Consider the following 26183-nt stretch of genomic DNA (forward strand, 5'->3'; position numbering starts at 1 on the left):
AGGGGAATTTGCTGCATATATATATCCACGAAAATAATAAGTTACACGTATGGATGTATTCTGAAAGTCCTGTGTAGTCGCTTTTTTCTGTGTTGTCTTTAGCGGGTTATTCATATTGTATCCATGATGGATAAGGAGATCCCAATGAAGACAACCAGGCTGTTGCCATGGATATTATTCCTCTCAGGCATACTGACTTACAGTATCGGTTTATGGCGTGCATGCCCGTTATTGAGCGGCAAGGGGTATTTTTTGGGGGCGCTGATGACGGGGATGTTCGTAACGTATGCCTATCAGCGCGCAGTAAATCTCAATCAAAACGATGAACGCTTCGCTTCCGTATGTCAGATGGTGGCGCTCATCACGGCAGGGCTGTTGCTGGTGGGGGTGTGGAATGCCCCGTTGGCGCCCTTCGAAATAGGGTTATACCCGGCAGCATTCTTCGTGTGTTTAATGGGGCAATTTTTACTGCAGCGTTCGCGTAATCAGGCGCTGCCTGGAGACACCTAACTCACCAGCCTACGCGTATCAATACGCTGCAACAGAATAGACAACAGTAAACTTCCTGCCAGCGTGGCGCTGAAAATCCACAGTATATCCAGCGGTGGCCAGTTTTTGAGTTCAATTCCGTTGGTACGTAGTGCGTGAATGATCAGCGCATGAAAACCATAAATGCCCAATGAATGGCGAGAAATAAGGCCCAGTAGCGGCAGAGTACGTGCGCTGAGCGTATTTTTGACCAGCGTCAGGAGCGAGGCGGCGCAAATAAATACCGCTGGGCCGCAGTAGAGGTACCAGGTGTCGGCAAAATTGCCTCGCCAGCGCAGTTCATGCAATGTGCCACGAGAAATAATAAATACTGCGGTAATGAATAACGCCGCACAGAGCCAGCTGAGCGCACGCTTTTGCGTATCCATCATGCCAATCGCCCGGCCCAGCATGCCGTACAGGATGTAATAGAAAGTATCGCCACTGATGTACAGGTTGACTGGGAGCCACTCAAAGCCGCCGATTTTTTGCGAGACGGTGTTGGGATTGGCAATCACCCCAATCACAACCATGAGCGCCAGTAGCATCTTGCCGCTGATATTTTTCACCTGTATCAGCGGAGAAACCAGGTAGATGACGGCGATCGCGAAGAAAAACCACAGGTGATAGAACACCGGCTTTTGCAGCAGGTTCTTCAGCGACAGCTCAGCGTTGATCGAGGTAAACAGCAGGATATAGGCCAGCGCCACGCTGCTGTAAAACAGAATGCAAAGCGCGATGCGCAGGAAATGGCGCGGTTTGGCGCTACGCTCACCAAAAAACAGATAGCCCGAAATCATAAAGAACAGCGGAACGCTGACGCGAGAAGCTGAATTGAGCACGTTAGCCAGATCCCAATTCAACGGGCTGACGCTTTGCGCATTGGTGATGTACCAGGTTGTGGTGTGGATCATCACGACCATTAAACAGGCTATCCCGCGCAGGTTATCAATCCAGAAAATTTTGGGCTGCATCAGTTCCTCTGTGTCCATTAAAAAAAGTCTGACCGATATTTTGCGAACGTAGCTCACTGGAATAATCCGAGTTCTTACGCTAAAGCTTGAGATGGTCTGATGAGATTCTCAAAATAGGATCTGTTTCCAGACACTAATAATAAGACTGACCAGCAAACCAGGCGGTAATAAAATGATGATGAAGTATTTCTTTCCCGCGATCGCTGCCCTTTTGCTGGTAGCGTGCGCTGACACACAATCGTCTGCACCTGCGCAGAAAGCGCAAAAGGTTAAGGTCAGTGCCACACGTTCGCTGGATATGGAGTCATTGTGCAAAAATGAGGCGGCGCAACGCTACAACACTGGCGCGCAGAAAATTGATATCTCTGGACTGGAACAATTCCAGGGCAGCTATGAGATGCGTGGTTCTACCTTCCGTAAAGAGAGTTTTGTCTGTTCTTTTGATGCAGACGGGCAGTTTTTGCACCTTTCCATGCGCTAAGTTCCCCCTTTTTCCCGTTTCGTACTGTATATCTTGCAGCCAGCGGGTATACTGATCGCTTCCTTTAAATCCACACGTATCCAGCACGAAATAATATGCAAAAGTTTGATACCAGGACCTTCCAGGGCTTGATCCTGACCTTACAGGATTACTGGGCTCGCCAGGGCTGCACCATCGTTCAACCATTGGACATGGAAGTCGGCGCGGGAACATCTCACCCAATGACCTGCCTGCGTGCGCTGGGGCCGGAGCCGATGGCGACTGCTTATGTGCAGCCTTCTCGTCGTCCGACCGATGGCCGCTATGGCGAAAACCCGAACCGCTTACAGCACTACTATCAGTTCCAGGTAGTGATTAAGCCGTCTCCGGACAACATTCAGGAGCTGTACCTGGGTTCTCTGAAAGAACTGGGTATGGACCCGACCATTCACGATATCCGTTTCGTGGAAGATAACTGGGAAAACCCGACGCTGGGTGCCTGGGGTCTGGGTTGGGAAGTGTGGCTGAACGGTATGGAAGTGACGCAGTTCACCTACTTCCAGCAGGTTGGTGGCCTGGAATGTAAACCAGTAACCGGGGAAATTACTTACGGTCTGGAACGTCTGGCCATGTACATTCAGGGCGTAGACAGCGTTTACGACCTGGTCTGGAGCGACGGCCCGCTGGGTAAAACCACTTACGGTGACGTGTTCCATCAGAACGAAGTGGAGCAATCCACCTACAACTTCGAATACGCCGATGTGGACTTCCTGTTCACCTGCTTCGAGCAGTACGAGAAAGAAGCGCAGCAGCTGCTGGCGCTGGAAAATCCGCTGCCGCTGCCTGCGTATGAACGTATTCTGAAAGCCGCCCATAGCTTCAACCTGCTGGATGCGCGTAAAGCCATCTCCGTCACCGAGCGTCAGCGCTATATCCTGCGCATTCGCACCCTGACCAAAGCAGTGGCAGAAGCTTACTACGCTTCCCGTGAAGCCCTTGGCTTCCCGATGTGCAACAAAGACAAATAAGAGGCGGCCATGTCTGAGAAAACTTTTCTGGTGGAAATCGGCACTGAAGAGCTGCCACCAAAAGCACTGCGCAGCCTGGCTGAGTCCTTTGCTGCAAACTTTACCGCGGAGCTGGATAACGCTGGCATCGCGCACGGCAACGTTGAGTGGTTCGCCGCGCCGCGTCGTCTGGCGCTGAAAGTCGCGAATCTGGCGGAATCTCAACCCGATCGCGAAGTTGAAAAACGCGGTCCGGCCATTGCTCAGGCGTTTGACGCTGAAGGCAAACCGAGCAAAGCGGCAGAAGGTTGGGCACGTGGCTGCGGCATCACGGTTGATCAGGCTGAGCGTCTGACTACCGACAAAGGCGAATGGCTGCTGTACCGTGCGCATGTAAAAGGCGAAAGCGCAGAAACGCTGCTGCCAAACATGATCGCCACGTCACTGGCGAAGCTGCCTATCCCGAAACTGATGCGCTGGGGCGCGTCTGATGTCCACTTCGTGCGTCCGGTTCACACCGTGACCCTGCTGTTGGGCGACAAGGTGATTCCGGCAACGATTCTGGGCATTCAGTCCGATCGCGTGATCCGTGGACACCGCTTTATGGGCGAGCCGGAATTCACCATCGATTCTGCCGATCAGTACCCGGAAATCCTGCGTGAACGCGGCAAAGTAATTGCGGATTACGCTGAGCGTAAAGCGAAAATCAAAGCCGATGCTGAAGAAGCAGCGCGTAAGATTGGCGGTAACGCTGACCTGAGCGAAAGCCTGCTGGAAGAAGTCACCTCGCTGGTGGAATGGCCGGTAGTGCTGACCGCGAAATTCGAAGAGAAATTCCTCGCAGTTCCGTCTGAAGCGCTGGTTCACACCATGAAAGGTGACCAGAAGTACTTCCCGGTTTACGCGAACGACGGCAAACTGCTGCCGAACTTTATCTTCGTTGCCAACATCGAATCGAAAGATCCGATCCAGATTATCTCCGGTAACGAGAAAGTCGTTCGTCCGCGCCTGGCGGATGCCGAGTTCTTCTTCAATACCGACCGTAAAAAACGTCTGGAAGACCATCTGCCGCGTCTGCAAACCGTGCTGTTCCAACAGCAACTGGGTACGCTGCGCGACAAGACTGACCGTATCCAGGCGCTGGCGGGCTGGATTGCTGGTCAGATTGGCGCTGATGTTAACCACGCAACGCGTGCTGGCCTGCTGTCCAAGTGTGACCTGATGACCAACATGGTCTTCGAGTTCACCGACACCCAGGGTGTGATGGGCATGCACTACGCGCGTCACGATGGCGAAGCAGAAGATGTAGCTGTGGCGCTGAACGAGCAGTATCAGCCGCGTTTTGCCGGTGATGACCTGCCGTCGAACCCGGTAGCTTGTGCCGTGGCGATTGCTGACAAGATGGACACCCTGGCGGGTATCTTCGGTATCGGTCAGCATCCGAAAGGCGACAAAGACCCGTTTGCGCTGCGTCGTGCTGCGCTGGGTGTGCTGCGTATTATCGTTGAGAAGAACCTGAATCTGGATCTGCAAACGCTGACCGAAGAAGCGGTTCGTCTGTATGGTGACAAGCTGACCAACGCCAACGTGGTGGATGACGTTATCGACTTTATGCTCGGTCGCTTCCGCGCCTGGTATCAGGACGAAGGTTACACCGTCGACACCATTCAGGCCGTACTGGCACGTCGTCCGACTCGTCCGGCTGATTTTGACGCACGTATGAAGGCGGTTTCGCACTTCCGTACGCTGGAAGCCGCGTCCGCGCTGGCTGCCGCGAACAAGCGTGTATCGAACATCCTGGCGAAGTCTGAAGAGACGCTGAATGACCGCGTGAATGCGGCAACGCTGAAAGAGCCGGAAGAAATTGCGCTGGCGATGCAGGTGGTTGTGCTGCGCGATAAGCTGGAGCCTGTCTTCGCTGCCGGTCGTTACCAGGAAGCGCTGGTTGAGTTGGCGGAACTGCGTGAACCGGTTGATGCGTTCTTCGAGAAAGTGATGGTCAACGTAGAAGATAAAGATCTGCGTATTAACCGTCTGTCTATGCTCGAAAAACTGCGCGAGCTGTTCCTGCGCGTGGCAGATATTTCTCTGCTGCAGTAACGGCCCTGCGCTGACTTAGAAAATGCCGGATGGCGGCTTCGCCTTATCCGGCATTTTTTTATGTTGTTAGCGCAACTGCAATTTTGTCAGACAGGTCTGACTGTCTTCCATCGTCTTAATAGGATACTCCGCCGTTTTACCGTTGTAGCTCACTGCGATGGTGCCTTCCATATTGCGTGGTAGCCATACCCCGACAAAGCCATTTCGGCCGCTCTTCATCGCTTTTTGTACCACCACATCACCCTTGTTATCCGTCACTTTGACATTGAATGTCTTCTCCGGCATTTCGCCCTGGCAGCCAGAAAGACTGTGGTTGAAACAAGGATGTGTTTGCCATTCATACGGGGCAAATGACAGATAGAACTTGTCACCGAGCGGCAGGGTATAAACCTGATCGCCCGAAGAGAGCTTCAACGCGGTGCTGGTGATGGACGCTGAGTACGGCAGCGGGCGGCTCTGCGGTGATTGATCAATCGTCTCTACGATTTGTTCGACGGATTTCCCGCTAAGCCCGTGTTCGGCCAGAAAAGTAGCTTCCGGCGTTGCCGCGAACGCAGTACCAGTGGTGAGCAAACCTAAAATCAGCAGCAGTGAGGATTTCGACATAGCTTCAATTCCTTGTGAAAATTGTGGAATATAGACTGGCTCACTATAAAGCTTGCCCTTAGGGAAAGGTCAAAGGGGCGACGGGTAAAGTAATGCAAAGAAGCGTTTAGGTGGGATGTGCTGCGAAGTACAGATAAAAAAAATCCCCGCCGTTTGGCAGGGATTCAGAATTTTGAGCTTTTTAAGCTTACAGGCTGGTTACGTTGCCAGCTGCCGGGCCTTTAGCGCCGCTTTCGATGGTGAAGGAAACTTTCTGACCTTCGTCCAGAGATTTGTAGCCATCGTTCTGGATAGCAGAGAAGTGTACGAACACGTCTTTAGAGCCATCGTCAGGAGTGATGAAGCCGAAACCTTTGTCAGCGTTGAACCATTTTACGATACCAGTCATTTTACCGGACATAGTGTATTACCTTTTAAAAAATAAGTGTGCCTTTCGGCGATATGGCGTGCTTTACAGATTTTTTAACAGTAAAGGAAATGCTCACTACGAAGGGTATCAACGATAACTCTTGAAGGGACTTGCCTTACTAACTGCTGTAATGGTCTGTACGTCAAACCGTTGAGGGCATTAACTCATTTTACGCATGTGGATGCAACTACTATTTTCTTTTTTGTGGATAACCTTCGTAAGAGAACGGCCCTGAAACAGGACCGTTCTTAAGCAAAATTGAAAAATAGTTCAATCCATCAGTTGCTTACTTAACCTAGGGTCTGCCTGAATCAGGCGCATTAACTTCAATTCGGTAGTGGAAGGCTTTACGCGTTTAGACTCCCATTCATGAACCATCGCGACCGTCACGCCCATCACTCGGGCAAAATCATCTGTTTTTAAACCTGTCCCTCGTCGTAGCTGTTCAAATTCGGTGAAAGGGTTGGTTTTTTGCGGCAGAGTGACCGTCTGCGATACATCTTTAAAAACAATCTGCTCCAGACTGCTTAGCAGTTCAAACATAGGATCTTTGTATTCCATTGAGAACTCCTACAAATCACACAGCGGGATCGTGAATTTCTTCGAAGCTCATTAAGAGTAGTCGGAAAAAATGAAGCCGGATTTAAGGGTTGTGTGATGGATTCGTTTCAGCGGATCGCAGGTGACAATCTTTTGCTGGCTAACAAACTGATAAAGGTCGGGATCTCCGAACGATCGATTCCGATTGTAAAGATGACTAAAATATGACGCCGAGTGGTAAATGCAGCATTGTTTAGCAAAACGAACGGTGGCGGGAACGGTTATTTTCCCCCACAAGATTACGCGGAAAGGGTATCTTGCGGGGCTGACCTGGACTATCCTTGTCAACGTCAGGCACGCGGGTGTCGTTGTGCGCATTTTTGGGTGAAAGGAGTATTAAAATGGCGACAGGTAAGTCCTGCTCTCGCTGGTTTGCGCCTGTTTTGGCGCTCTTAATGGTAGTTGGCCTGAGTGGGTGTTTTGATAAAGAAGGCGATCAACGCAAAGCGTTTATCGATTTTCTGCAGAATACTGCAATGCGTAGCGGAGAGCGTTTACCAACGCTGACCGCCGATCAGAAAAAACAGTTTGGCCCGTTTGTGTCCGATTACGCGATTCTGTATGGCTATTCGCAACAGGTTAATCAGGCGATGGACTCCGGTCTGCGTCCGGTGGTTGATAGCGTAAATGCGATTCGTGTTCCTCAGGATTATGTGACTCAGCGTGAACCGCTGCGTCAGGCAAATGGTGCGCTAGGTGTATTAGGGCAACAGTTGCAGAATGCGAAACTACAGGCAGATGCTGCGCATGGCGCGCTGAAGCAGGGCGAAGATCTGAAACCGGTCTTTGATCAGGTGTACAACAAAGTTGTTACTGCACCAGCAGAGGCCTTACAGCCGCTGATCCCTGCCGCGCAAATTTTCACGCAGCAGCTGGTGCAGGTTGGTGATTTTGTGGCGCAGCAGGATACGCAGGTGAGCTTTGTCGCCAACGGTATCCAGTTCCCAACGTCACAGCAGGCAAGTCAGTACAATACGCTGATTGGCCCGTTGGCTGCTCAGCATCAGGCATTTAATCAGGCCTGGACTGCTGCGGTGAATGCCGCTCAGTAATTAAGATACGGTAATACATGAAAGGCCGGGTGAGCGTAAGCGCTACCCGGCCTTTTGTTTATGATGCGACCTGCGGGTTTACGCAGTTCTTCTCAACGCGTCCTTGCAGCGCATCGATTAAGTTATCCACCGCACAGGCCGCCATGTTGTAGCGCGTTTCGTGCGTGGCTGAACCAATGTGCGGTACGGCCACCACGTTGGGCAGTGACAGCAGCGGTGAGTCTACCGATAATGGCTCTTGCTCAAATACATCCAGGCCAGCGGCATGAATTTCGCCTTTTTGCAGGGCAGCAATCAACGCTTTTTCATCGACCACCGGGCCACGTCCGGCGTTAATGAAAATGGCGGAAGACTTCATTTTGGCAAACTGCTCGGTGCTGAACAGATGATGCGTTTCGTCGGTTAACGGCAGGATCAGGCAGACAAAATCAGACTCCTGCAACAGCGTATCGAGGTCGCAGTAACGTGCATTGAAGCGCTCTTCTGCTTCCTGATGATGACGGCGCGCATTATAGAGAATCGGCATGCTAAAGCCGAAATGCGCACGTTGTGCCAGCGCCAGCCCAATGCGGCCCATACCGACAATCCCCAGCGTTTTGTGGTGTACATCGGTACCAAACCAGTCCGGTCCGATACTTTTGGTCCATTCGCCGACCTTTACCCGTTCGGCAACTTCCACTACGCGGCGAGCGGTGCTTAACACCAGCGCCATTACCGTATCGGCGACGGTTTCCGTCAGCACGGTTGGCGTGTGCATCAACAGCACCTTACGCGCGTTGAGGGCATCGACGTCGAAGTTGTCATAGCCTACGGAAATCGTAGATGTCGCACGCAGCCTGGGCATTTTCTCCAGCAGAGCGGTATTGACGGCTTCACTGGAGCCCAGCAGACCTTCTGCATTGGCAAAAGCGTCGGCGTGCAGTGCGACCGTTTCCGGGCGCAGGTTAGGCACCTGAGTCACAGTAAAATGTTCTTCCAGGCGATGCAGTAAATCGTCAGGTAACGCTTTATAGAGAATAATGGACGGCTTCATGCGAATCTCCGTAAGTTAAAATTTAAGCGTGGCGTGCGCCAACCGGAATTTGAGAATTATTAGCAGGCTTAACAATTAAAGTTAGCCACACTGAGACAAAAAGCGCTACCCCCATAAAAATGTACGAGGCAGACGGGCTGCCGGTAGCGCCATTGAGGTAGCCGACAAACCATGAACCAAAGAATGAACCTAGCGCGCCCATGCTGTTGATCAGCGCCATTGCCCCACCGGCGACGTTGCGCGGCAGCATTTCCGGGATGATGGCGAAGAAGGGACCATAGGGGGCATACATTGCCGCGCCTGCAATAACCAACAGCGTGTAAGAAATCCAGAAATGGTCTGCGCCTACGGCCCAGGAGCCGATAAACGCGAACGCCGCGATCAGTAACAGTGGCCAGACAAACAGCTTACGGTTTTGCAGCTTATCGGACGCCCAGGAGACGAGGATCATCGCCGCCGTTGCCGCCAGATACGGTACGGATGACAGCCAACCAACTTCCACCATCCCCAGGTTTGCGCCGCCGTTGCGGATAATCGACGGCAGCCACAGGACAAAACCATAGACGCCAATACTCCAGGCGAAATACTGCATACACAGCAGGATGACGTTACGTGAGCGGAAAGCCTCGCTATAGTTACGTACGGCTTTGATGCCTTGCTGCTCTTTTTCCAGTTGTGCCTGAAGAGCGGCTTTTTCAGATTCTGACAGCCAACCGACCTGAGACGGTTTGTCTTTTACCAGCACCCACCAGCAGAACGCCCAGATGATGGCCGGGAAGCCCTCAATGATGAACATTTCCCGCCAGCCCAGCGCCTGAATCAGGTAACCGGAAACCACGGACATCCACAGGACGGTGACCGGATTACCGAGGATCAGGAAAGTGTTTGCGCGCGAGCGTTCAGATTTCGTAAACCAGTTGCTGATATAAATCAGCATTGCCGGCATCACGGCGGCTTCAACGACGCCAAGAATAAAGCGGATGGCGGCAAGCATTGGAATATTGCTGACCATGCCGGTTAACGACGCGCATGCGCCCCAGAGGATCAGACAGACAAAAATCAGTTTTCGTACGCTGCGGCGTTCAGCGTAAATTGCGCCCGGGATCTGAAAGAAGAAATAGCCGAGGAAAAACAGTGCGCCCAGCAGGGAAGAGATCCCCTTGGTAATGCCGAGGTCCTCGTTGATACCGGCGGCGGAGGCGAAGCTGAAGTTCGCGCGGTCAAGGTACGCCAGGCTATACGTGATAAACACGATTGGCATGATGTACCACCAGCGTTTTGCTGCATTAGTTGAGCTATTCATAGACTGCCCTCTGGTTATGCTGATACGCCGCCTCTGTATGTAGGGTACAGAGTTGGCCGGGAGTTTATTCCCCTAATTGTTCACGTGTGGGTAATCCTTCGCTGTCGCCCTGAACCTGAATGGCCAGTGCGCCAATTTTATTGCCGCGGGTCACCGCCTGATGCAACGAGCGGCCTTCCAGCAGGGCGCTAATAACGCCTACGGCAAAGCCATCTCCTGCGCCGACCGTATCGACCACATTGTCGACTTTTACCGGTGCCACGCAGCCTTGTTCGCCGCTGGCGGTTTTGTACCAGGCGCCATCAGCCCCGGTTTTCACGATCACGGCCTTCACTCCATGGCGCAGATAAAAGTCGGCGATGGCTTCAGGCGTTTGCTGACCGGTTAAAATCATGCCCTCTTTTAACCCTGGTAAAACCCAGTCAGCCTGGAATGCCAGCCGGTTCAGTTTTTCCACCATTTCGGCTTCGCTTTTCCACAATACCGGGCGCAAATTCGGGTCGAACGAGATGGTCTTCCCCTGGGCCTTCATGGTGCGGGCGGTATGCGCCAGTAGTTCATAAGAGCTGGCAGAAAGTGCTGCCGCTACACCACTCAGGTGCAGGTGGCGCGCGCTGGCGAAATAGTCCTCGTGATAATCTTCAATGCTGAGGTGGCTGGCAGCGGAACCTTTACGGAAATATTCCACAATGGGATCGGTTCCATTTTCGACCTTAGATTTAAGCTGAAAGCCGGTAGCGTAACGCCCGTCCTGGGTGACTCCCTGCGCATCTATCCCTTCTTTTTCCAGCGACTTAACGATAAAACGGCCAAAACTGTCGTTGCCTACGCGGCTCACCCAACCGACCTTCAGGCCCAGACGGGCAAGACCGGTCGCCACGTTAAGCTCCGCGCCTGCAACGCGCTTGATAAACTGCTCCACATCCGCCAGTTCGCCGGTTTGCGTGGCGACAAACATCGCCATCGCTTCACCAATAGTGACCACATCCAGTGAATTTTTCATGCGTTACTCCTCGCGTAACAGCTCAACGTAGCGGCGGGTAACCGCCACCAAATCCTGCCCTTCCAGGGGGAACTCAATGCCGCGTGGGACATCGTTGGGCAGCGTTTTTAGCAGCGCCAGCCAGCGCGGATCGGCTTCATCAGGTGGTACGGCGCGGTAGCTGTCGTGATATGCAACTGCGGCTTTGACATGGATATAGCCAACGGTTGACGCCAGGTTTTGTGCTGCTTCTTCCGGGGAGTCGCCCACCCACAGCCAGTTGCCCATATCGAAGGTCAGAGATATCGGCAGGTTTTGCGCCTGACAGGCTTCGTTAAAGCGCTGCATTGGCTGCAGGCGTCCGCAGTCGGTCTGATCGTTCTCGACAACCAGCTCCATTCCGCTGTTGTCCAGCCATTGGCGTAGAACGTCGAACTGTTTTGTATGGGAAAAATGGCCGAGGGAGACTTTTAACCACAGCGCCTGCAAGGCCTGCGCTTCCTCAAGTAGTTCTGGAAGACGGGGGTTGAGGTTACCGTCCTCAAGGAACAACGGTTCAGGCGCTGAGTAACAGGCCAGCAGGCCGAAGATTTCGATCGCAGAAGCCATCGTTGACAGCGTCTTCAGCTCGGCGTCGGTTAATAGCTCGCGGCGGATTTCGACGCCGTCAGCACCGGCTTCAGCGATGATGGGCAGCATTGCCGTTTGCCCGCCTGCGGCCCGTACCTGGTCGTGGCCGTAAGCGGCGGTGACCACCATAATTTTTCTTTTCATGGAAACTCCAGACTAGCGTTCTTGTTATAACGCTAGATGGAACCGGTTCCAAAGAAAAGCCTATGATGTCGAATTTATGATCACCATCACGAAGGTAATTTAACGGGCGGTAGAGCCGCGCACGATCAGCTCGCCGGAGAAGACCTGTTCCTGAATGGCAGCGGAGCCGCCATCAATCCGGCGCACAACCTGCTCAACGGCGGTGTAACCAATCTGCCAGGTGGGTTGTTTCAACGTGGTAATACCAACGCCCGCCAGCTCAGCCCATTCCAGTTCGTCAAAGCCGAGTAAGCCAATGTCGCTCCCCCAGTTGAGGCCAATGCGTTTCAGGGCGCGGGCTACTTGTAGCGTGAGGGCACCGTTGGCAGAGATAACGGCTTTGCGCATTCCACGATGCTGCTGGTGAAACTGGCGCAGGGTGTCGTCCAGTTGCGTATTGTCCGTGAGCGGGACTTCGGCATTTTGCGCTATAACGCCAGGGTATTGCGCGAGCGTGGCGCGAAAAGCGCTCAGGCGTTCGCGGCGGGTATTCACCATGCCGAGTGGTTCGCTGAGGAACAGGATGGCTTCAAAACCTTGTTCGACCAGATGCTCGGTGGCAACCGTTGCCGCCTGGGTGTTATCCAGCCCGACCATATCACAGGCGAAATCGGGAATTTTACGGTCAATCAGCACCATCGGCAGCGCAGACTGTTGCAGGCGGTTCAGCCCCTCTTCGCGCATCCCGACGGCGTTGACCACTATCCCTTCGACCTGGTAGCTGCGCAGCAGGTCGAGATAATGCAGCTCCTGATCCACTTCGTTGTTGGTGTTACACACCAGCGGGGTAAAGCCTTTATCGCGACAGGCGGCTTCAATACCACTTAACACGTTGACGGAGTAGGGATTAGTAATATCGGCGATGATCAGGCCAATCAGGCGGGTACGACCATGTTTCAGGCCTCTTGCCATCAGGCTGGGACGATAGTCGAGATCGGCAATGGCTTGTTCAATGCGGGCCAGCAGCGCGTCGGAAAGCAGGTGCTTTTCACCGTTGAGATAACGTGAAATGCTGGTCTTGCCGGTTTTTGCAGCTTTCGCCACATCGCTGATGGTTGCCCGTGTTGATTTGCTCATCGCTGATTTCCCTGAATTTGGTGACAACACCTTAACGCGAAAATCAACGATGGCAAGTGCTTCATGCCGGATGGACGCGGTCTGCTTCCATCCGGCACAAAACGTTACTGGATCGGGCTTAAGGTAATTTCTACGCGGCGGTTTTGCGCTTTACCTTCCGCTGTGCTGTTGCTGGCGATCGGATTTGCCGGGCCCATACCCTGAGTGCGGATGCGGTTAGCTGCGACCCCTTGAGTGATCAAGGCGCTGGCTACGGAGTCTGCGCGCTGCTGTGACAGACGCATATTCAGATCCTGGCTGCCGGTGCTGTCGGTGAAGCCCAGCACATTGACGGCGGTTTTATTGTACTCTTTCAGTACCATCGCCACGCCGGTCAGGGTGTTAGCACCCGCAGGCTTCAGGTTGGCGCTGCTGCTGTCGAAGGTGACGTTGTTTGGCATGTTCAGAATGATGTTATCGCCACTGCGTGTCACGCTGACGCCCGTTCCCTGCATTTTTTCGCGCAGTTTTGCTTCCTGTACATCCATGTAATAGCCGATACCACCGCCAACGGCCGCGCCAGCCGCTGCGCCAATCAGTGCGCCTTTGCCGCGATCTTTCTTCGAAGAAGAGAGTGCGCCAATGCCCGCGCCGACCAGAGAGCCAATACCTGCGCCAATGCCGGATTTACCCGCTTCGCGTTCGCCGGTGTAAGGGTTTGTTGTGCAGCCAGAAACCGCCAGGGCGCCGCTCACGATGGCAGCAATAACAAATACACGTTTCTTCATCTTAATTCCTTAATGACTTTTTCTTCTTTGCCACAGCGACCGTGGCGGTTGATTATGACGTGTGAACATGAAGAAAATTCCAGGGAAGACTCTGAAATTTGTAAGTAACATTGAACGGCATAATAAATAAGCCGTCACATCGCATTCAGGAGCACCATCTTGGCTAATTCACCCGCACATTACTCGGTGTTAACCGCCGCCCACTGGGGACCAATCCTCGTCGACACTGATGGGGAGACAGTTTTCTCCTCGCGTGGCGCGCTGCCCACCACTCATCCCAACTCTTTGCAAACCGTGGTGCGCGACCAGGTTCACAGTAAAACGCGGGTACGTTTTCCGATGGTGCGTAAAGGGTTTCTCGCCTCGCCGGAGAACCCACAGGGCATACGTGGGCAGGATGAGTTTGTTCGCGTCAGTTGGGACGACGCGCTGAATCTTATCCATACGCAGCATAAACGCATCCGTGACAGCTACGGCCCGGCCTCAATTTTTGCCGGTTCGTACGGCTGGCGTTCCAACGGCGTGTTACACAAAGCGGCGACCCTGTTACAGCGTTATATGGCGTTGGCGGGCGGTTATACCGGGCATCTGGGGGATTACTCGACGGGGGCTGCGCAGGCGATTATGCCGTACGTGGTGGGCGGGAACGAAGTTTACCAGCAGCAAACCAGCTGGCCGGTGGTGCTGGAGAACAGCGAGGTGGTGGTGTTGTGGAGCGCCAATCCGCTGAATACCCTGAAGATTGCCTGGAACGCGTCCGATGAGCAGGGCCTCGCGTACTTTGAGGCATTGCGTGACAGCGGTAAACGCTTGATCTGTATCGATCCGATGCGATCGGAAAGCGTCGATTTCTTTGGCGATAAGATGGAATGGATTGCCCCGCATATGGGGACCGACGTAGCGCTGATGCTGGGCATCGCGCATACGCTGGTGGAAAACGGCTGGCATGACGAGGATTTTCTCGCCCGGTGTACTACCGGATATGACCGTTTTGCCGACTATCTGCTGGGTAAATCTGATGATGTTGCAAAAACGGCAGAATGGGCGGCAGAGATTTGTGGCATTCCGACGGCGAAGATACGCGAACTTGCGGCGATATTTCACCAAAATACCACCATGCTGATGGCCGGATGGGGCATGCAGCGCCAACAGTATGGCGAGCAGAAACACTGGATGATTGTCACCCTGGCCGCCATGCTCGGACAAATCGGGACGCCAGGCGGCGGTTTTGGGCTGTCGTACCATTTTGCCAATGGCGGCAACCCAACGCGCCGGGCTGCGGTGCTGGCTTCAATGCAGGGCAGCGTTAAAGGCGGCACCGACGCGGTAGATAAAATCCCGGTGGCGCGAATTGTCGAAGCGCTGGAAAATCCCGGCGGTTTTTACCAGCACAACGGCATGGACCGCCATTTCCCGGACATCCGTATGCTGTGGTGGGCGGGCGGGGCTAACTTCACCCATCATCAGGACACTAACCGTTTAATTCGCGCCTGGCAAAAACCGGAGCTGGTGGTCATCTCGGAGTGTTTCTGGACCGCCGCAGCAAAGCATGCCGATGTCGTGCTGCCAGCAACCACCTCCTTTGAGCGTAATGATTTGACCATGACTGGCGATTACAGCAACCAGCACCTGGTGCCGATGAAGCAGGTCGTACCGCCGCAGGACGAAGCGCGAAATGATTTTGATGTCTTTGCCGAGCTGAGTGAGCGCTGGGAAAAGGGCGGATATGAACGGTTCACCGAAGGTAAAAGCGAACTGGCGTGGCTGGAGACTTTTTACAATATTGCCGGGCAACGTGGGGCCAGTCAGCAGGTGACATTGCCGCCTTTCGCCGAGTTTTGGCAGCGCAACGCCCTGATCGAAATGCCGGAAAACGCCGCCAGCGCACAGTTTATCCGTTTTGCGGATTTTCGCTGCGACCCGCAGGCGCATCCGCTGAAAACGGACAGCGGGAAAATTGAAATCTACTCCGCGAGGATTGCCGGTTACGGCTACGCGGACTGCGGGGGGCACCCGATGTGGCTGGAGCCGGATGAGTGGTTCGGTAACGCCGAACCGGACCAGCTACAGCTGCTTTCCGCCCATCCGGCGCACCGTTTGCATAGTCAGCTTAACTACAGTGCGCTACGTGAGCAGTACGCGGTAGCGGATCGTGAGCCGATAACGATTCATCCGCAGGACGCCCACGCGCGCGGCATTGCGGATGGCGATACGGTCAGGGTGTGGAACCAGCGCGGGCAAGTTCTGGCGGGCGCGGTGGTGACGGCGGGTATTAAACCCGGCGTCATCTGTATTCATGAAGGCGCCTGGCCTGATTTGGATCTCGCAGCGAACGGTATTTGTAAAAATGGTGCCGTCAACGTTCTGACCAAAGATCTCCCCAGCTCGAAGCTGGGGAATGGCTGCGCGGGCAATACTGCGCTGGCGTGGCTTGAAAAATATAGCGGACCAACGTTGGCGCTTACGGCGTTTGATCCGCCTGCCAGCCCATAATCCACGTGGGGTGGTGAGTCTCTTCCTGCCATGCGCCGTCTTCAATGCGAAAACCCAGTGCATGGTAGAAGTTCACCGCTGATTGATTCTTCTGGTAGACCTCAAGGCTGAGTATCGAAAAGCGCTGCTGGACATGCTGCACCAGCGCTTTGCCGATCCCGCTTCTGATGGCGGCAGGTGCGACAAACAGCGCGCCGAGAAAGCGGTCGTCAATCACGCTGGCAAAGCCTTTGAGCTCGCCTTCTTCTTCCCAAACCCAGGTTTGCGCGGCTGGCAGATAAACATCCCGCACCACGGATTCACTTTCGCGCCAGTAGCGCTCTTCGATAAATGGATGGGCATGGATTGTGCTTTCCATCCACAGCGCCAGAATTGACGGCAGATCTTCAGCCTTGGATTCACGAATCATGTTGTTCTCCCGGATAACAGATGCAGCTGGTGACATGGTCGTTGACCAGGCCGCACGCCTGCATAAAGGAGTAACAAATGGTGGTGCCGACAAACTTAAATCCGCGTTTTTTTAACGCTTTAGACAGCGCGTCTGACGCAGGCGTGGAGGTGGGAATATCGCTCAGGTTGGCGGCGCGAGTCACTTGCGGTTGGTTATCAACAAATGACCAGACGAATTCGCTAAACGACTCTCCGTTTTGCGCCATCGTCAGAAAAGCGCGAGCGTTGCCGATAATGGCCTGAATTTTTCCGCGATGGCGAATAATGCCGGCATCCAGTACCAGCCTTTCCACATCCTCTTCGGTCATGGCCGCCACTTTTTCCGGGTCAAAATGGTGGAAAGCGTGGCGATAATTTTCCCGTTTCTTTAGCACGGTAATCCACGATAACCCGGCCTGCTGACCTTCCAGGCAGATCATTTCGAACAGCTTTTTACCATCGGTTTCGGGGACGCCCCATTCCTTGTCGTGGTAGGCAATGTAAAGTGGGTCCTGGCTGACCCATCCGCAACGCTGCATATTCTTCCTCGCTGTTTTTACTGGCGTAAAAATTTCATTCGGCCCGCCTTGACGCGCCAGCTAAAAAGACAATATTTAATACAGGGCCAGATGGGCCCATATCCTTCATACAATGACAATAATATTGCCGAATTCGGCTCTTTTCTGGAGTCGCGTTGATGATTATAAGAAACAGTAGTGGTCATCAGAGGTTAACTCTGGTGAGCGTTGTAGTTTGTGCGCTGTCCATCAATACAGCATATGGCTGGCAACAAGAATATATCGTTGATGCGATGTCAGGGCATACGGCTGAACGTTATACATGGGACAGCGATCACCAACCACGTTATAACGACATTCTGGAAGAACGTATTCGTTCCACTCAGAACGTGGCGGGTCCCGTGGTGAATCTGGCGGATGAGACGCCTATGGATGCGACCAGCGGCATGAGTATGGGCTGGAACTTCCCGCTTTCAAGGCAGGTGACAACTGGTCCGGTTGCCGCGCTGCATTATGATGGTTCAACCACATCTACTTACAACGAATTTGGCGATAGCGCGACTTCGGTAACGCAGAACGATCCGCTGTGGCATGCCAGCGTGAGCTCGTTGGGCTGGCGAGTCAATTCGCAGTTCGGTGATGTGCGACCGTGGGCGCAAATCAGCTATAACCAGCAGTTTGGCGAGAATATCTGGAAGGCGCAGTCGGGTCTCAGCCGTATGTCAGCAGCGGGTCAGGACGGTAACTGGGTGGATGTCACCGTCGGTGCAGATATGCTGTTGAACCCGCACATGGCGGCTTACGCGGCGCTTTCGCAGGCGGAAAACAGTACCAACAACAGCGACTATATGTACACCATGGGAGTGAGTGCCAAATTTTAACGTAAGTAATCAGCATATAAACATCTTGATTACATGTTGAGATCAACAATCACACGCACTCCAGCGATAGCGTGTACTAACTCATGCGATAAAATTCAGTAACCCGACTTTTTGTCTCGTCATTCATTCCGCATTCCAGGCATTTCATTCCGTCCTGGCGGCATTTCATGCCGTTTTCTCCTGCTCATAAAAGCGCTTCGGTATGGTTGTTGGCAGAGAATTTCCCATTTTGTTTATGCAGGAAGACTGCCATGAAAACTTCTGATTATCAGCGTACCCGCTGGCTGACACTGATCGGCACCATCATTACCCAATTTGCTTTAGGTTCTGTTTATACCTGGAGCCTGTTTAACGGTGCGCTCTCTTCTAAGCTTGATGCGCCAGTGAGTCAGGTTGCCTTTTCCTTTGGCCTGCTGAGCCTCGGGCTGGCGATTTCTTCTTCCGTCGCCGGGAAACTGCAGGAACGTTTTGGCGTGAAACGCGTCACCATGGCCTCCGGTATTTTACTGGGTGTCGGCTTCTTCTTAACCGCCCACTCTGACAGCCTGATTATGCTGTGGCTGAGCGCCGGTGTATTGGTCGGTCTGGCGGATGGCGCAGGCTACCTGTTAACACTTTCCAACTGTGTAAAATGGTTCCCTGAGCGTAAAGGGCTGATTTCCGCCTTTGCCATCGGTTCTTACGGTCTTGGCAGCCTCGGTTTTAAATTCATCGACAGCCAACTGTTGAGCACTGTGGGTCTGGAAAAAACCTTCATGATTTGGGGCGCGATTGTGCTGGTGATGATCGTCTTTGGCTCCACGCTGATGAAAGACGCGCCGAATCAGGAAGTGAAAACGAAAAATGGCGTGGTTGAGAATGACTACACCCTGGCGCAGTCCATGCGTAAACCGCAGTACTGGATGCTGGCAGTGATGTTCCTGACGGCGTGTATGAGTGGGCTGTATGTGATTGGCGTGGCGAAAGATATTGCACAAAGCCTGGCGCATATGGATGTGGCAACGGCGGCAAATGCGGTTACCGTCATTTCTATCGCTAACCTGTCAGGTCGTCTGGTTCTGGGGATTCTGTCCGACAAAATCTCTCGTATTCGCGTTATCACCATTGGGCAGGTCGTTTCGCTGGTCGGTATGGCGGCACTGCTGTTCGCCCCGCTGAATGATGCGACCTTCTTCGCGGCGATTGCCTGCGTAGCATTTAACTTTGGCGGTACCATCACCGTGTTCCCGTCACTGGTGAGCGAGTTCTTCGGTTTGAATAACCTGGCTAAAAACTACGGCGTCATTTACTTAGGTTTCGGTATCGGCAGCATTTGTGGTTCCATTATCGCCTCGCTGTTCGGCGGTTTCTATGTGACCTTCTGCGTTATCTTTGCGCTGTTAATTATCTCGCTGGCACTCTCCACCACCATCCGCCAGCCACAGCGTAGCGTATATACCGAGGCGCACGCCTAAACCTATTAGTAGTCTGATTAATACCTGGCGCATATATTTACAAAAATATATGCGTCATTTGCATTCTCCATAAGCACTTTTTCCCCCTCCTGTGGTCTACTTACCCGCGCCCGTAGACATTTCACTTCTGCTGTTGTCGCATTTTCCCCTGCCTGGTCTGTTTGACTACTGCTCAGGGTGTTTTAATCCCGATTCCCAGGGTTTGTTTGCATGAGATATATTAAGTCGATGACGCAGCAGAAACTCAGTTTCCTGCTGGCAATCTATATCGGTTTGTTTATGAACTGTGCTGTATTTTTCCGGCGCTTTAGCGGATATGCACACGAGTTTACCGTCTGGAAAGGACTCTCTGCGGTTGTTGAATTAGCCGGCACTGTGCTGGTGACTTTCTTTTTACTACGACTTCTCTCTTTATTTGGTCGGCGCGCCTGGCGTGTCCTGACAACCTTAGTGGTGCTGTGTTCTGCCGGTGCCAGCTATTACATGACCTTCCTGAATGTGGTAATTGGTTACGGTATTATTGCCTCCGTAATGACCACGGATATTGATTTATCGAAAGAAGTGGTTGGCTGGCATTTTGTCGTGTGGCTGGTTTCGGTCAGCATTTTACCGTTGGTTCTGATTTGGAGTAATCGCTGCCGCTATACCCTGATGAAACAGATCCGTACGCCTGGCATGAGATGGCGCAGCGTGGCGGTAGTTTTACTGGCTGGTCTGATGGTATGGGGCCCGATTCGCCTGCTGAGTATGCAACAGAGAAGCGTTGAGCGAGCAACGGGGATCGATTTGCCCAGCTATGGCGGGGTAGTGGCGAATTCCTATCTGCCGTCAAACTGGCTCTCCGCGCTGGGTCTGTACGCCTGGGCACAGGTGGATGAATCCTCAGACAACAAATCGTTGATGAACCCGGCGAAGAAGTTTACCTATGTTGCCCCCAAAAACCTCGACGACACCTATGTGGTCTTTATTATCGGCGAAACGACCCGCTGGGACCATATGGGGATTTTTGGCTATGAGCGTAATACCACGCCAAGGCTCGCCCAGGAGAAAAATCTGGCCGCCTTCCGTGGATATTCCTGTGATACGGCAACCAAACTTTCGCTGCGTTGCATGTTCGTGCGTGAGGGTGGGGCAGAAGAAAACCCGCAGCGTACCCTGAAAGAACAAAACATCTTCTCCGTGCTCGGCCAGTTAGGGTTCAAGACCGATCTTTACGCGATGCAAAGCGAGATGTGGTTCTACAGTAACACCATGGCGGAGAACATCGCCTATCGTGAGCAGATTGGCGCAGAGCCGCGCAACCGTGGCAAGAACGTTGACGATATGCTGTTGATCGCCGAGATGCAGCAGTCCTTGCAGCAGAATGATAAGAGTGGAAAACGTCTGATTATTCTGCATACGAAAGGCTCGCATTTTAACTACACTCAGCGCTACACCCGCGAATATGCGCAGTGGAAGCCGGAGTGTGTCAATGTTGATAGCGGTTGCTCGAAAGCTGAGATGATCAACTCATTCGATAACTCGGTAACCTATGTTGATCACTTTATTACCAAAGTGTTTGATCAGCTACGCGATAAGAAAGCGATCGTGTTTTACGCCGCCGATCACGGTGAGTCGATTAACGAGCGCGAGCACCTGCACGGTACGCCGCGTAAAATGGCGCCACCTGAGCAGTTCCGCGTTCCTATGATGGTGTGGATGTCTGACAAATATCTGGAAGACCCCGACCATGCGAAGGCGTTTGCACATCTGAAGCAAGAAGCTGATATGAAGGTGCCGCGTCGTCATGTGGAACTGTACGACACCATTTTGGGTTGCCTCGGTTATACCTCGCCAAATGGCGGTATTAACGAGAATAATAACTGGTGTCGTATCCCGGACGCGAATAAGGCTACAGCCCAGTAACTGAGCTGCTGACTTTCTCGCCGATCAAATGGCATTTTGATACTAAGGGATTGACGGGCGCGCAGCTGAGCAGTAAGATGCGCCCCGCATTCGGTGATTGGCGCAGCCTGGTAGCGCACTTCGTTCGGGACGAAGGGGTCGGAGGTTCGAATCCTCTATCACCGACCAAATTAGAAAAGCCCGCTCTCTGAGCGGGCTTTTTGCATTCCGGAATCCACGAGGATGAGAACCTCCGGGGGCAAGAGGTTCGACTCGAGCGTAGCGAGAGAACGTTGCGTCAGCAACGGCCCGCAGGGCGAGCCACGCAGTGGCGAGTAATCCTCTATCACCGACCAAATTAGAAAAGCCCGCTTTCTGAGCGGGCTTTTTGCATTTGTGGCTTTTGTAGGCCTGATAAGCGAAGCGCCATCAGGCAAAACATCACGCTATAACAGACACTGCCGGATGCGGCGCAGGCGCCTTATCCGGCCTACAGGCGAAGCGCTGGCAGGGCGTATTTTTTGTTTTTCCGACCCCACGTTTGACCTTCATTTTATCTGCAAAAATTGTGCACCACTTCCCACTGACTGTTAACGATTCTGTGACATATTCCATTGCCTTTTTTATATTTGCTTGAAACTTTTTTTGCGCTACTTATGGCTGAAGCTGGCATTTTCCGCTGTGCGTTTTAACGTTCATGGTATTAATCGCTCAGATATGCAGCATTAATTTAGAAAGTTTGAATAAATTGCATAAATGTTAATCACCAAATGTTGCGAAATATGAAGATGTTTATTCTGGCATAGTGCGCGTAGCACAAATTTCCCTGCTGAAAATGTCCTTCCGCACTTTTTTTAATCTTTGTTTGTGAATTCTCACCGTTGGCGTAAATCACGGTGACCTGTATTGACGTTTTCACATTCTGTTGACAGATTGTAGGGTATGAGGGGCATTTCATGGAGAATCCGCACTGCAACTCAGTCGCTTATGTGAACGGAATCCCCATCCTCTTAACGCCGACCCGGCCGGATAAAAAACAAAAAAGGCCAGGCGGTGCAAACCCACTGCAAAGGGTAAAACAACAAACATCACATTGGAGCAGAAGAATGAGTATTTCCTTGAAGAAGTCAGGGATGCTGAAGCTTGGTCTGAGCCTGGTGGCTATGACCGTCGCAGCAAGCGTACAGGCTAAAACTCTGGTTTATTGTTCAGAAGGATCTCCTGAAGGCTTTAACCCGCAGCTTTTCACCTCTGGCACCACCTATGATGCCAGCTCCGTACCGATCTATAACCGCCTGGTCGAGTTCAAAACCGGTACGACTGAAGTGATCCCGGGCCTTGCTGAGAAGTGGGAAATCAGCGAAGACGGCAAAACCTACACCTTCCACCTGCGTCAGGGCGTGAAGTGGCAGGACAACAAAGAATTTAAACCGACGCGCGATTTTAACGCCGATGACGTGGTGTTCTCTTTCGATCGTCAGAAAAATGCCCAGAACCCGTACCATAAAGTCTCTGGCGGCAGCTATGAATACTTCGAAGGGATGGGTCTGCCGGATCTGATCTCCGAAGTGAAAAAAGTGGACGATAAAACCGTTCAGTTCGTGCTGACTCGCCCGGAAGCGCCGTTCCTGGCTGACCTGGCGATGGACTTCGCTTCTATTCTTTCCAAAGAATATGCTGACAACATGCTGAAAGCCGGTTCCCCGGAGAAAGTGGATCTGAACCCAATTGGTACCGGTCCGTTCCAGCTGCAGCAGTACCAGAAAGACTCCCGTATTCTGTATAAAGCATTCGAAGGTTACTGGGGCACCAAGCCGCAGATCGACCGTCTGGTCTTCTCCATTACGCCTGACGCTTCCGTGCGTTACGCCAAACTGCAGAAGAACGAGTGCCAGGTGATGCCGTACCCGAACCCGGCAGACATCGCGCGCATGAAGCAGGATAAAAACATCAACCTGATGGAACAGGCGGGTCTGAACGTTGGCTACCTCTCTTTCAACACCGAGAAAAAACCGTTTGATGACGTGAAAGTCCGTCAGGCGCTGACCTACGCGGTAAACAAAGAAGCGATCATCAAAGCGGTTTATCAGGGCGCTGGCGTTGCCGCGAAAAACCTGATCCCGCCGACCATGTGGGGCTATAACGACGACGTTAAAGACTACACCTACGATCCTGAGAAGGCCAAAGCGCTGCTGAAGGAAGCGGGTCAGGACAAAGGCTTTACCGTTGAGCTGTGGGCTATGCCGGTACAGCGTCCATATAACCCGAACGCACGTCGTATGGCAGAAATGGTTCAGGCTGACTGGGCGAAAATTGGCGTTCAGGCCAAGATTGTGACCTACGAGTGGGGCGAGTATCTGAAACGCGCCAAAGCGGGTGAGCATCAGGCGGTGATGATGGGTTGGACCGGTGACAACGGGGATCCGGACAACTTCTTCGCGACCTTGTTCAGCTGTGCGGCAGCGAAAGACGGTTCTAACTACTCTCGCTGGTGCTACAAGCCGTTTGAAGACCTGATCCAGCCGGCGCGTGCGACCGACGATCACAACAAACGTATTGAACTGTACAAGCAAGCTCAGGTTGTTATGCACGACCAGGCTCCGGCTCTGATTGTTGCTCACTCCACCGTGTACGAACCAGTGCGTAAAGAAGTGAAAGGCTATGTGGTTGATCCATTAGGCAAACACCACTTCGAAAACGTCTCTGTCGAATAATTAAAAGCAATTAAGGAAGCGCTGCGCCCCGGTGTTGTTTAGGCCGGATAAGCGCAGCGCCCTCCGGCGTAATGCTTTACCCGCGATGCAGTTTGCGTGGGATAAGATTTGTGAGCAATACAGACTCACGGTTCCAGGCCGTGTGTCATTAGAGAGAATCCGGGTTATGTTGCAGTTCATTCTCCGACGTTTGGGACTCGTCATCCCCACGTTTATCGGTATCACTCTTCTCACCTTTGCCTTCGTCCATATGATCCCCGGCGATCCGGTTATGATCATGGCGGGTGAACGTGGGATCTCCCCTGAGCGTCATGCTCAACTGTTGGCTGAACTCGGTCTGGATAAGCCGATGTGGCAGCAGTACCTCCACTATATCTGGGGGGTTATGCATGGTGATCTAGGTATCTCACTGAAAAGCCGCTTACCGGTGTGGGAAGAGTTCGTACCTCGCTTCAAAGCAACGCTGGAACTCGGCGTCTGCGCGATGATTTTCGCCGTCGCAGTGGGTATCCCGGTGGGTGTACTTGCTGCCGTTAAGCGCGGCTCCATTTTCGATCACACGGCAGTTGGCCTGGCGCTGACCGGTTACTCCATGCCGATTTTCTGGTGGGGCATGATGCTGATCATGCTGGTTTCCGTGCAGTGGAACCTGACGCCAGTTTCTGGGCGGGTGAGCGACATGGTGTTCCTTGATGATTCCAATCCGCTAACCGGCTTTATGCTTATCGACACCGCCATCTGGGGTGAAGAGGGCAACTTTATTGATGCGTTGGCGCATATGATCCTGCCTGCGATGGTGCTGGGGACCATTCCTCTGGCGGTCATTGTGCGTATGACCCGTTCATCGATGCTGGAAGTGCTGGGTGAAGATTACATCCGTACCGCGCGCGCCAAAGGCCTGACCCGTATGCGCGTCATCATTATTCACGCTCTGCGTAACGCGATGCTGCCCGTGGTGACCGTTATCGGCCTGCAGGTTGGTACGTTGCTGGCCGGGGCGATCCTGACCGAGACCATCTTCTCGTGGCCGGGGCTGGGGCGCTGGCTGATCGATGCGCTGCAACGCCGCGATTATCCGGTGGTGCAGGGCGGGGTGCTGCTGGTCGCGACGATGATTATCCTCGTCAACCTGCTGGTAGACCTGCTGTACGGCGTGGTGAACCCGCGTATTCGGCATAAGAAGTAAGGGGCCATCATGTCACAGGTTACTGAAAATAAAGTTATTGCTGCACCGGTGCCGATGACTCCGCTGCAGGAGTTCTGGCACTATTTTAAACGCAACAAAGGTGCGGTTGTTGGGCTGGTGTACGTTGTGGTGATGATCCTGATTGCGGTCTTTGCCAACGTCCTCGCACCCTACAACCCGGCAGACCAGTTCCGCGATACGCTGCTGGCTCCTCCCGCGTGGCAGGAAGGCGGTACCATGGCGCATCTGTTTGGTACTGATGATGTAGGCCGCGACGTGTTGTCCCGCCTGATGTACGGTGCGCGTCTGTCGCTGTTGGTCGGCTGTCTGGTGGTAGTACTCTCCCTGCTGATGGGCGTGGTTCTTGGGCTGATCGCCGGTTACTTTGGAGGGATTGTCGATAACGTCATCATGCGTGTGGTCGATATCATGCTGGCATTGCCGAGCCTGTTGCTGGCGCTGGTGCTGGTGGCGGTATTTGGCCCCTCGATTGGCAACGCCGCGTTGGCGCTGACGTTCGTGGCATTGCCGCACTATGTCCGTTTGACGCGCGCCGCCGTGCTGGTGGAGGTTAACCGCGACTACGTCACCGCATCTCGCGTGGCGGGAGCCGGCGCGATGCGCCAGATGTTCGTCAACATTCTTCCTAACTGTCTTGCGCCGCTGATTGTTCAGGCGTCGCTTGGCTTCTCTAACGCCATTCTCGATATGGCTGCCCTCGGCTTCCTGGGGATGGGCGCACAGCCGCCTACGCCGGAATGGGGCACCATGCTCTCTGACGTTCTGCAGTTTGCCCAAAGCGCCTGGTGGGTTGTGACCTTCCCGGGGCTGGCGATCCTGTTGACGGTGCTGGCATTTAACCTGATGGGTGACGGTCTGCGTGACGCGCTCGATCCCAAACTGAAGCAGTAAG

General features: G+C 53.2%; 24 protein-coding genes, 1 tRNA gene and 1 other RNA gene. 14 read left to right on the forward strand and 12 right to left on the reverse strand.

Features of this window, described 5'->3' with window-relative positions:
• The first annotated feature begins 144 nt into the window (after window positions 1-144).
• Complete coding sequence (gene yiaB, locus GHC22_RS00880; protein WP_048227297.1) at window positions 145-510, forward strand: inner membrane protein YiaB; 366 nt, start codon at window positions 145-147, stop codon at window positions 508-510.
• On the opposite strand, the gene GHC22_RS00885 is transcribed toward yiaB, so the two are convergent.
• Entirely contained in the window at window positions 507-1502 is a 996-nt protein-coding gene (locus GHC22_RS00885) for an acyltransferase (protein WP_048216379.1), read from the reverse strand. The two genes, yiaB and GHC22_RS00885, sit on opposite strands and share 4 nt — an antisense overlap.
• Before the next feature lie 172 nt (window positions 1503-1674).
• On the opposite strand from GHC22_RS00885, the gene GHC22_RS00890 reads away from it, so the two are divergent.
• The 3 genes from GHC22_RS00890 to glyS all read left to right on the forward strand — a co-directional run bounded on the left by GHC22_RS00890 (window position 1675) and on the right by glyS (window position 5069).
• The gene (locus GHC22_RS00890; protein WP_020996059.1) at window positions 1675-1983 is read left to right on the forward strand and encodes a YsaB family lipoprotein; all 309 of its coding nucleotides are present in this window, start codon (window positions 1675-1677) and stop codon (window positions 1981-1983) included.
• A 95-nt stretch (window positions 1984-2078) separates the two neighbouring features.
• Window positions 2079-2990, forward strand: a complete 912-nt coding sequence (gene glyQ / locus GHC22_RS00895) for a glycine--tRNA ligase subunit alpha (RefSeq protein WP_001168551.1) — start codon at window positions 2079-2081, stop codon at window positions 2988-2990.
• A gap of 9 nt (window positions 2991-2999) precedes the next feature.
• A complete protein-coding gene (gene glyS / locus GHC22_RS00900; RefSeq protein ID WP_008786433.1) occupies window positions 3000-5069 on the forward strand; it encodes a glycine--tRNA ligase subunit beta in 2070 nt (689 codons plus the stop codon).
• Between the two features lie 66 nt (window positions 5070-5135).
• On the opposite strand, the gene cueP is transcribed toward glyS, so the two are convergent.
• From cueP to GHC22_RS00915, 3 genes are all read right to left on the reverse strand, one after another.
• A complete protein-coding gene (gene cueP / locus GHC22_RS00905; RefSeq protein WP_032945331.1) occupies window positions 5136-5675 on the reverse strand; it encodes a copper-binding periplasmic metallochaperone CueP in 540 nt (179 codons plus the stop codon).
• Window positions 5676-5862: 187 nt separating this feature from the next.
• Window positions 5863-6075 (reverse strand): RNA chaperone/antiterminator CspA, encoded by a 213-nt coding sequence (cspA, locus tag GHC22_RS00910; RefSeq protein ID WP_000014594.1) that lies wholly within the window; start codon window positions 6073-6075, stop codon window positions 5863-5865.
• Between the two features lie 279 nt (window positions 6076-6354).
• On the reverse strand, window positions 6355-6645 hold the full coding sequence (locus tag GHC22_RS00915) for an HTH-type transcriptional regulator (protein ID WP_003827383.1): 291 nt from the start codon (window positions 6643-6645) through the stop codon (window positions 6355-6357).
• Between the two features lie 380 nt (window positions 6646-7025).
• Between GHC22_RS00915 and GHC22_RS00920 the strand changes: the two genes are divergently transcribed.
• Window positions 7026-7736, forward strand: a complete 711-nt coding sequence (locus GHC22_RS00920) for a DUF3053 domain-containing protein (protein ID WP_003827386.1) — start codon at window positions 7026-7028, stop codon at window positions 7734-7736.
• A 58-nt stretch (window positions 7737-7794) separates the two neighbouring features.
• On the opposite strand, the gene ghrB is transcribed toward GHC22_RS00920, so the two are convergent.
• From ghrB to GHC22_RS00950, 6 genes are all read right to left on the reverse strand, one after another.
• Window positions 7795-8769: a glyoxylate/hydroxypyruvate reductase GhrB gene (gene ghrB / locus GHC22_RS00925; protein WP_153752046.1), complete on the reverse strand. Its 975-nt coding sequence runs from the start codon at window positions 8767-8769 to the stop codon at window positions 7795-7797.
• 22 nt (window positions 8770-8791) lie between these two features.
• A complete protein-coding gene (locus GHC22_RS00930; protein ID WP_048215328.1) occupies window positions 8792-10072 on the reverse strand; it encodes an MFS transporter in 1281 nt (426 codons plus the stop codon).
• A 64-nt stretch (window positions 10073-10136) separates the two neighbouring features.
• The gene (locus GHC22_RS00935; protein ID WP_153752047.1) at window positions 10137-11075 is read right to left on the reverse strand and encodes a sugar kinase; all 939 of its coding nucleotides are present in this window, start codon (window positions 11073-11075) and stop codon (window positions 10137-10139) included.
• Window positions 11076-11078: 3 nt separating this feature from the next.
• Window positions 11079-11828: a sugar phosphate isomerase/epimerase gene (locus tag GHC22_RS00940; protein ID WP_071446718.1), complete on the reverse strand. Its 750-nt coding sequence runs from the start codon at window positions 11826-11828 to the stop codon at window positions 11079-11081.
• Between the two features lie 99 nt (window positions 11829-11927).
• Window positions 11928-12944: a LacI family DNA-binding transcriptional regulator gene (locus GHC22_RS00945; protein ID WP_005133828.1), complete on the reverse strand. Its 1017-nt coding sequence runs from the start codon at window positions 12942-12944 to the stop codon at window positions 11928-11930.
• Between the two features lie 104 nt (window positions 12945-13048).
• Window positions 13049-13711, reverse strand: coding sequence for an OmpA family lipoprotein (locus GHC22_RS00950; RefSeq protein ID WP_003827397.1), 663 nt, complete (start codon window positions 13709-13711; stop codon window positions 13049-13051).
• Window positions 13712-13870: 159 nt separating this feature from the next.
• Here GHC22_RS00950 and GHC22_RS00955 point away from each other — a divergent pair, with 159 nt between their 5' ends.
• The gene (locus GHC22_RS00955; protein ID WP_153752048.1) at window positions 13871-16204 is read left to right on the forward strand and encodes a molybdopterin guanine dinucleotide-containing S/N-oxide reductase; all 2334 of its coding nucleotides are present in this window, start codon (window positions 13871-13873) and stop codon (window positions 16202-16204) included.
• Here the strand turns inward: GHC22_RS00955 and GHC22_RS00960 are convergent.
• Together GHC22_RS00960 and tag are read right to left on the reverse strand one after the other, a co-directional pair.
• Window positions 16173-16613, reverse strand: a complete 441-nt coding sequence (locus GHC22_RS00960) for an N-acetyltransferase (RefSeq protein ID WP_003827401.1) — start codon at window positions 16611-16613, stop codon at window positions 16173-16175. The two genes, GHC22_RS00955 and GHC22_RS00960, sit on opposite strands and share 32 nt — an antisense overlap.
• Complete coding sequence (gene tag, locus GHC22_RS00965; protein ID WP_003846107.1) at window positions 16603-17172, reverse strand: DNA-3-methyladenine glycosylase I; 570 nt, start codon at window positions 17170-17172, stop codon at window positions 16603-16605. The genes GHC22_RS00960 and tag overlap by 11 nt, the downstream gene beginning before the upstream one ends.
• A 158-nt stretch (window positions 17173-17330) precedes the next feature.
• Here tag and GHC22_RS00970 point away from each other — a divergent pair, with 158 nt between their 5' ends.
• The 8 genes from GHC22_RS00970 to dppC all read left to right on the forward strand — a co-directional run bounded on the left by GHC22_RS00970 (window position 17331) and on the right by dppC (window position 26182).
• Window positions 17331-18032, forward strand: a complete 702-nt coding sequence (locus GHC22_RS00970; protein WP_020996061.1) for an autotransporter outer membrane beta-barrel domain-containing protein — start codon at window positions 17331-17333, stop codon at window positions 18030-18032.
• A gap of 251 nt (window positions 18033-18283) precedes the next feature.
• A complete protein-coding gene (locus tag GHC22_RS00975) occupies window positions 18284-19486 on the forward strand; it encodes an MFS transporter (protein ID WP_020996062.1) in 1203 nt (400 codons plus the stop codon).
• A 210-nt stretch (window positions 19487-19696) separates the two neighbouring features.
• Window positions 19697-21391, forward strand: coding sequence for a kdo(2)-lipid A phosphoethanolamine 7''-transferase (gene eptB / locus GHC22_RS00980; RefSeq protein ID WP_153752049.1), 1695 nt, complete (start codon window positions 19697-19699; stop codon window positions 21389-21391).
• Between the two features lie 91 nt (window positions 21392-21482).
• Window positions 21483-21559 (forward strand) — tRNA-Pro (locus GHC22_RS00985).
• 34 nt (window positions 21560-21593) lie between these two features.
• A non-coding RNA gene (locus GHC22_RS00990) (RtT sRNA) lies at window positions 21594-21726 on the forward strand.
• Window positions 21727-22476: 750 nt separating this feature from the next.
• Window positions 22477-24084, forward strand: coding sequence for a dipeptide ABC transporter periplasmic-binding protein DppA (gene dppA, locus GHC22_RS00995; RefSeq protein ID WP_003827414.1), 1608 nt, complete (start codon window positions 22477-22479; stop codon window positions 24082-24084).
• Between the two features lie 166 nt (window positions 24085-24250).
• Window positions 24251-25270, forward strand: coding sequence for a dipeptide ABC transporter permease DppB (gene dppB, locus GHC22_RS01000; RefSeq protein WP_003827415.1), 1020 nt, complete (start codon window positions 24251-24253; stop codon window positions 25268-25270).
• 9 nt (window positions 25271-25279) lie between these two features.
• Window positions 25280-26182, forward strand: a complete 903-nt coding sequence (gene dppC / locus GHC22_RS01005) for a dipeptide ABC transporter permease DppC (protein WP_003024315.1) — start codon at window positions 25280-25282, stop codon at window positions 26180-26182.
• Window position 26183: the final 1 nt, after the last annotated feature.

Source organism: Citrobacter sp. H12-3-2 (assembly GCF_009649895.1).
GTDB lineage: Bacteria > Pseudomonadota > Gammaproteobacteria > Enterobacterales > Enterobacteriaceae > Citrobacter > Citrobacter portucalensis.

Coding starts and splice junctions, on each gene's coding strand:
- yiaB (WP_048227297.1), top strand. CDS start 145: ATGAAGACAACCAGGCTGTTGCCATGGATATTATTCCTCTCAGGCATA.
- GHC22_RS00885 (WP_048216379.1), bottom strand. CDS start 1,502: ATGCAGCCCAAAATTTTCTGGATTGATAACCTGCGCGGGATAGCCTGT.
- GHC22_RS00890 (WP_020996059.1), top strand. CDS start 1,675: ATGATGATGAAGTATTTCTTTCCCGCGATCGCTGCCCTTTTGCTGGTA.
- glyQ (WP_001168551.1), top strand. CDS start 2,079: ATGCAAAAGTTTGATACCAGGACCTTCCAGGGCTTGATCCTGACCTTA.
- glyS (WP_008786433.1), top strand. CDS start 3,000: ATGTCTGAGAAAACTTTTCTGGTGGAAATCGGCACTGAAGAGCTGCCA.
- cueP (WP_032945331.1), bottom strand. CDS start 5,675: ATGTCGAAATCCTCACTGCTGCTGATTTTAGGTTTGCTCACCACTGGT.
- cspA (WP_000014594.1), bottom strand. CDS start 6,075: ATGTCCGGTAAAATGACTGGTATCGTAAAATGGTTCAACGCTGACAAA.
- GHC22_RS00915 (WP_003827383.1), bottom strand. CDS start 6,645: ATGGAATACAAAGATCCTATGTTTGAACTGCTAAGCAGTCTGGAGCAG.
- GHC22_RS00920 (WP_003827386.1), top strand. CDS start 7,026: ATGGCGACAGGTAAGTCCTGCTCTCGCTGGTTTGCGCCTGTTTTGGCG.
- ghrB (WP_153752046.1), bottom strand. CDS start 8,769: ATGAAGCCGTCCATTATTCTCTATAAAGCGTTACCTGACGATTTACTG.
- GHC22_RS00930 (WP_048215328.1), bottom strand. CDS start 10,072: ATGAATAGCTCAACTAATGCAGCAAAACGCTGGTGGTACATCATGCCA.
- GHC22_RS00935 (WP_153752047.1), bottom strand. CDS start 11,075: ATGAAAAATTCACTGGATGTGGTCACTATTGGTGAAGCGATGGCGATG.
- GHC22_RS00940 (WP_071446718.1), bottom strand. CDS start 11,828: ATGAAAAGAAAAATTATGGTGGTCACCGCCGCTTACGGCCACGACCAG.
- GHC22_RS00945 (WP_005133828.1), bottom strand. CDS start 12,944: ATGAGCAAATCAACACGGGCAACCATCAGCGATGTGGCGAAAGCTGCA.
- GHC22_RS00950 (WP_003827397.1), bottom strand. CDS start 13,711: ATGAAGAAACGTGTATTTGTTATTGCTGCCATCGTGAGCGGCGCCCTG.
- GHC22_RS00960 (WP_003827401.1), bottom strand. CDS start 16,613: ATGATTCGTGAATCCAAGGCTGAAGATCTGCCGTCAATTCTGGCGCTG.
- tag (WP_003846107.1), bottom strand. CDS start 17,172: ATGCAGCGTTGCGGATGGGTCAGCCAGGACCCACTTTACATTGCCTAC.
- GHC22_RS00970 (WP_020996061.1), top strand. CDS start 17,331: ATGATTATAAGAAACAGTAGTGGTCATCAGAGGTTAACTCTGGTGAGC.
- GHC22_RS00975 (WP_020996062.1), top strand. CDS start 18,284: ATGAAAACTTCTGATTATCAGCGTACCCGCTGGCTGACACTGATCGGC.
- eptB (WP_153752049.1), top strand. CDS start 19,697: ATGAGATATATTAAGTCGATGACGCAGCAGAAACTCAGTTTCCTGCTG.
- dppA (WP_003827414.1), top strand. CDS start 22,477: ATGAGTATTTCCTTGAAGAAGTCAGGGATGCTGAAGCTTGGTCTGAGC.
- dppB (WP_003827415.1), top strand. CDS start 24,251: ATGTTGCAGTTCATTCTCCGACGTTTGGGACTCGTCATCCCCACGTTT.
- dppC (WP_003024315.1), top strand. CDS start 25,280: ATGTCACAGGTTACTGAAAATAAAGTTATTGCTGCACCGGTGCCGATG.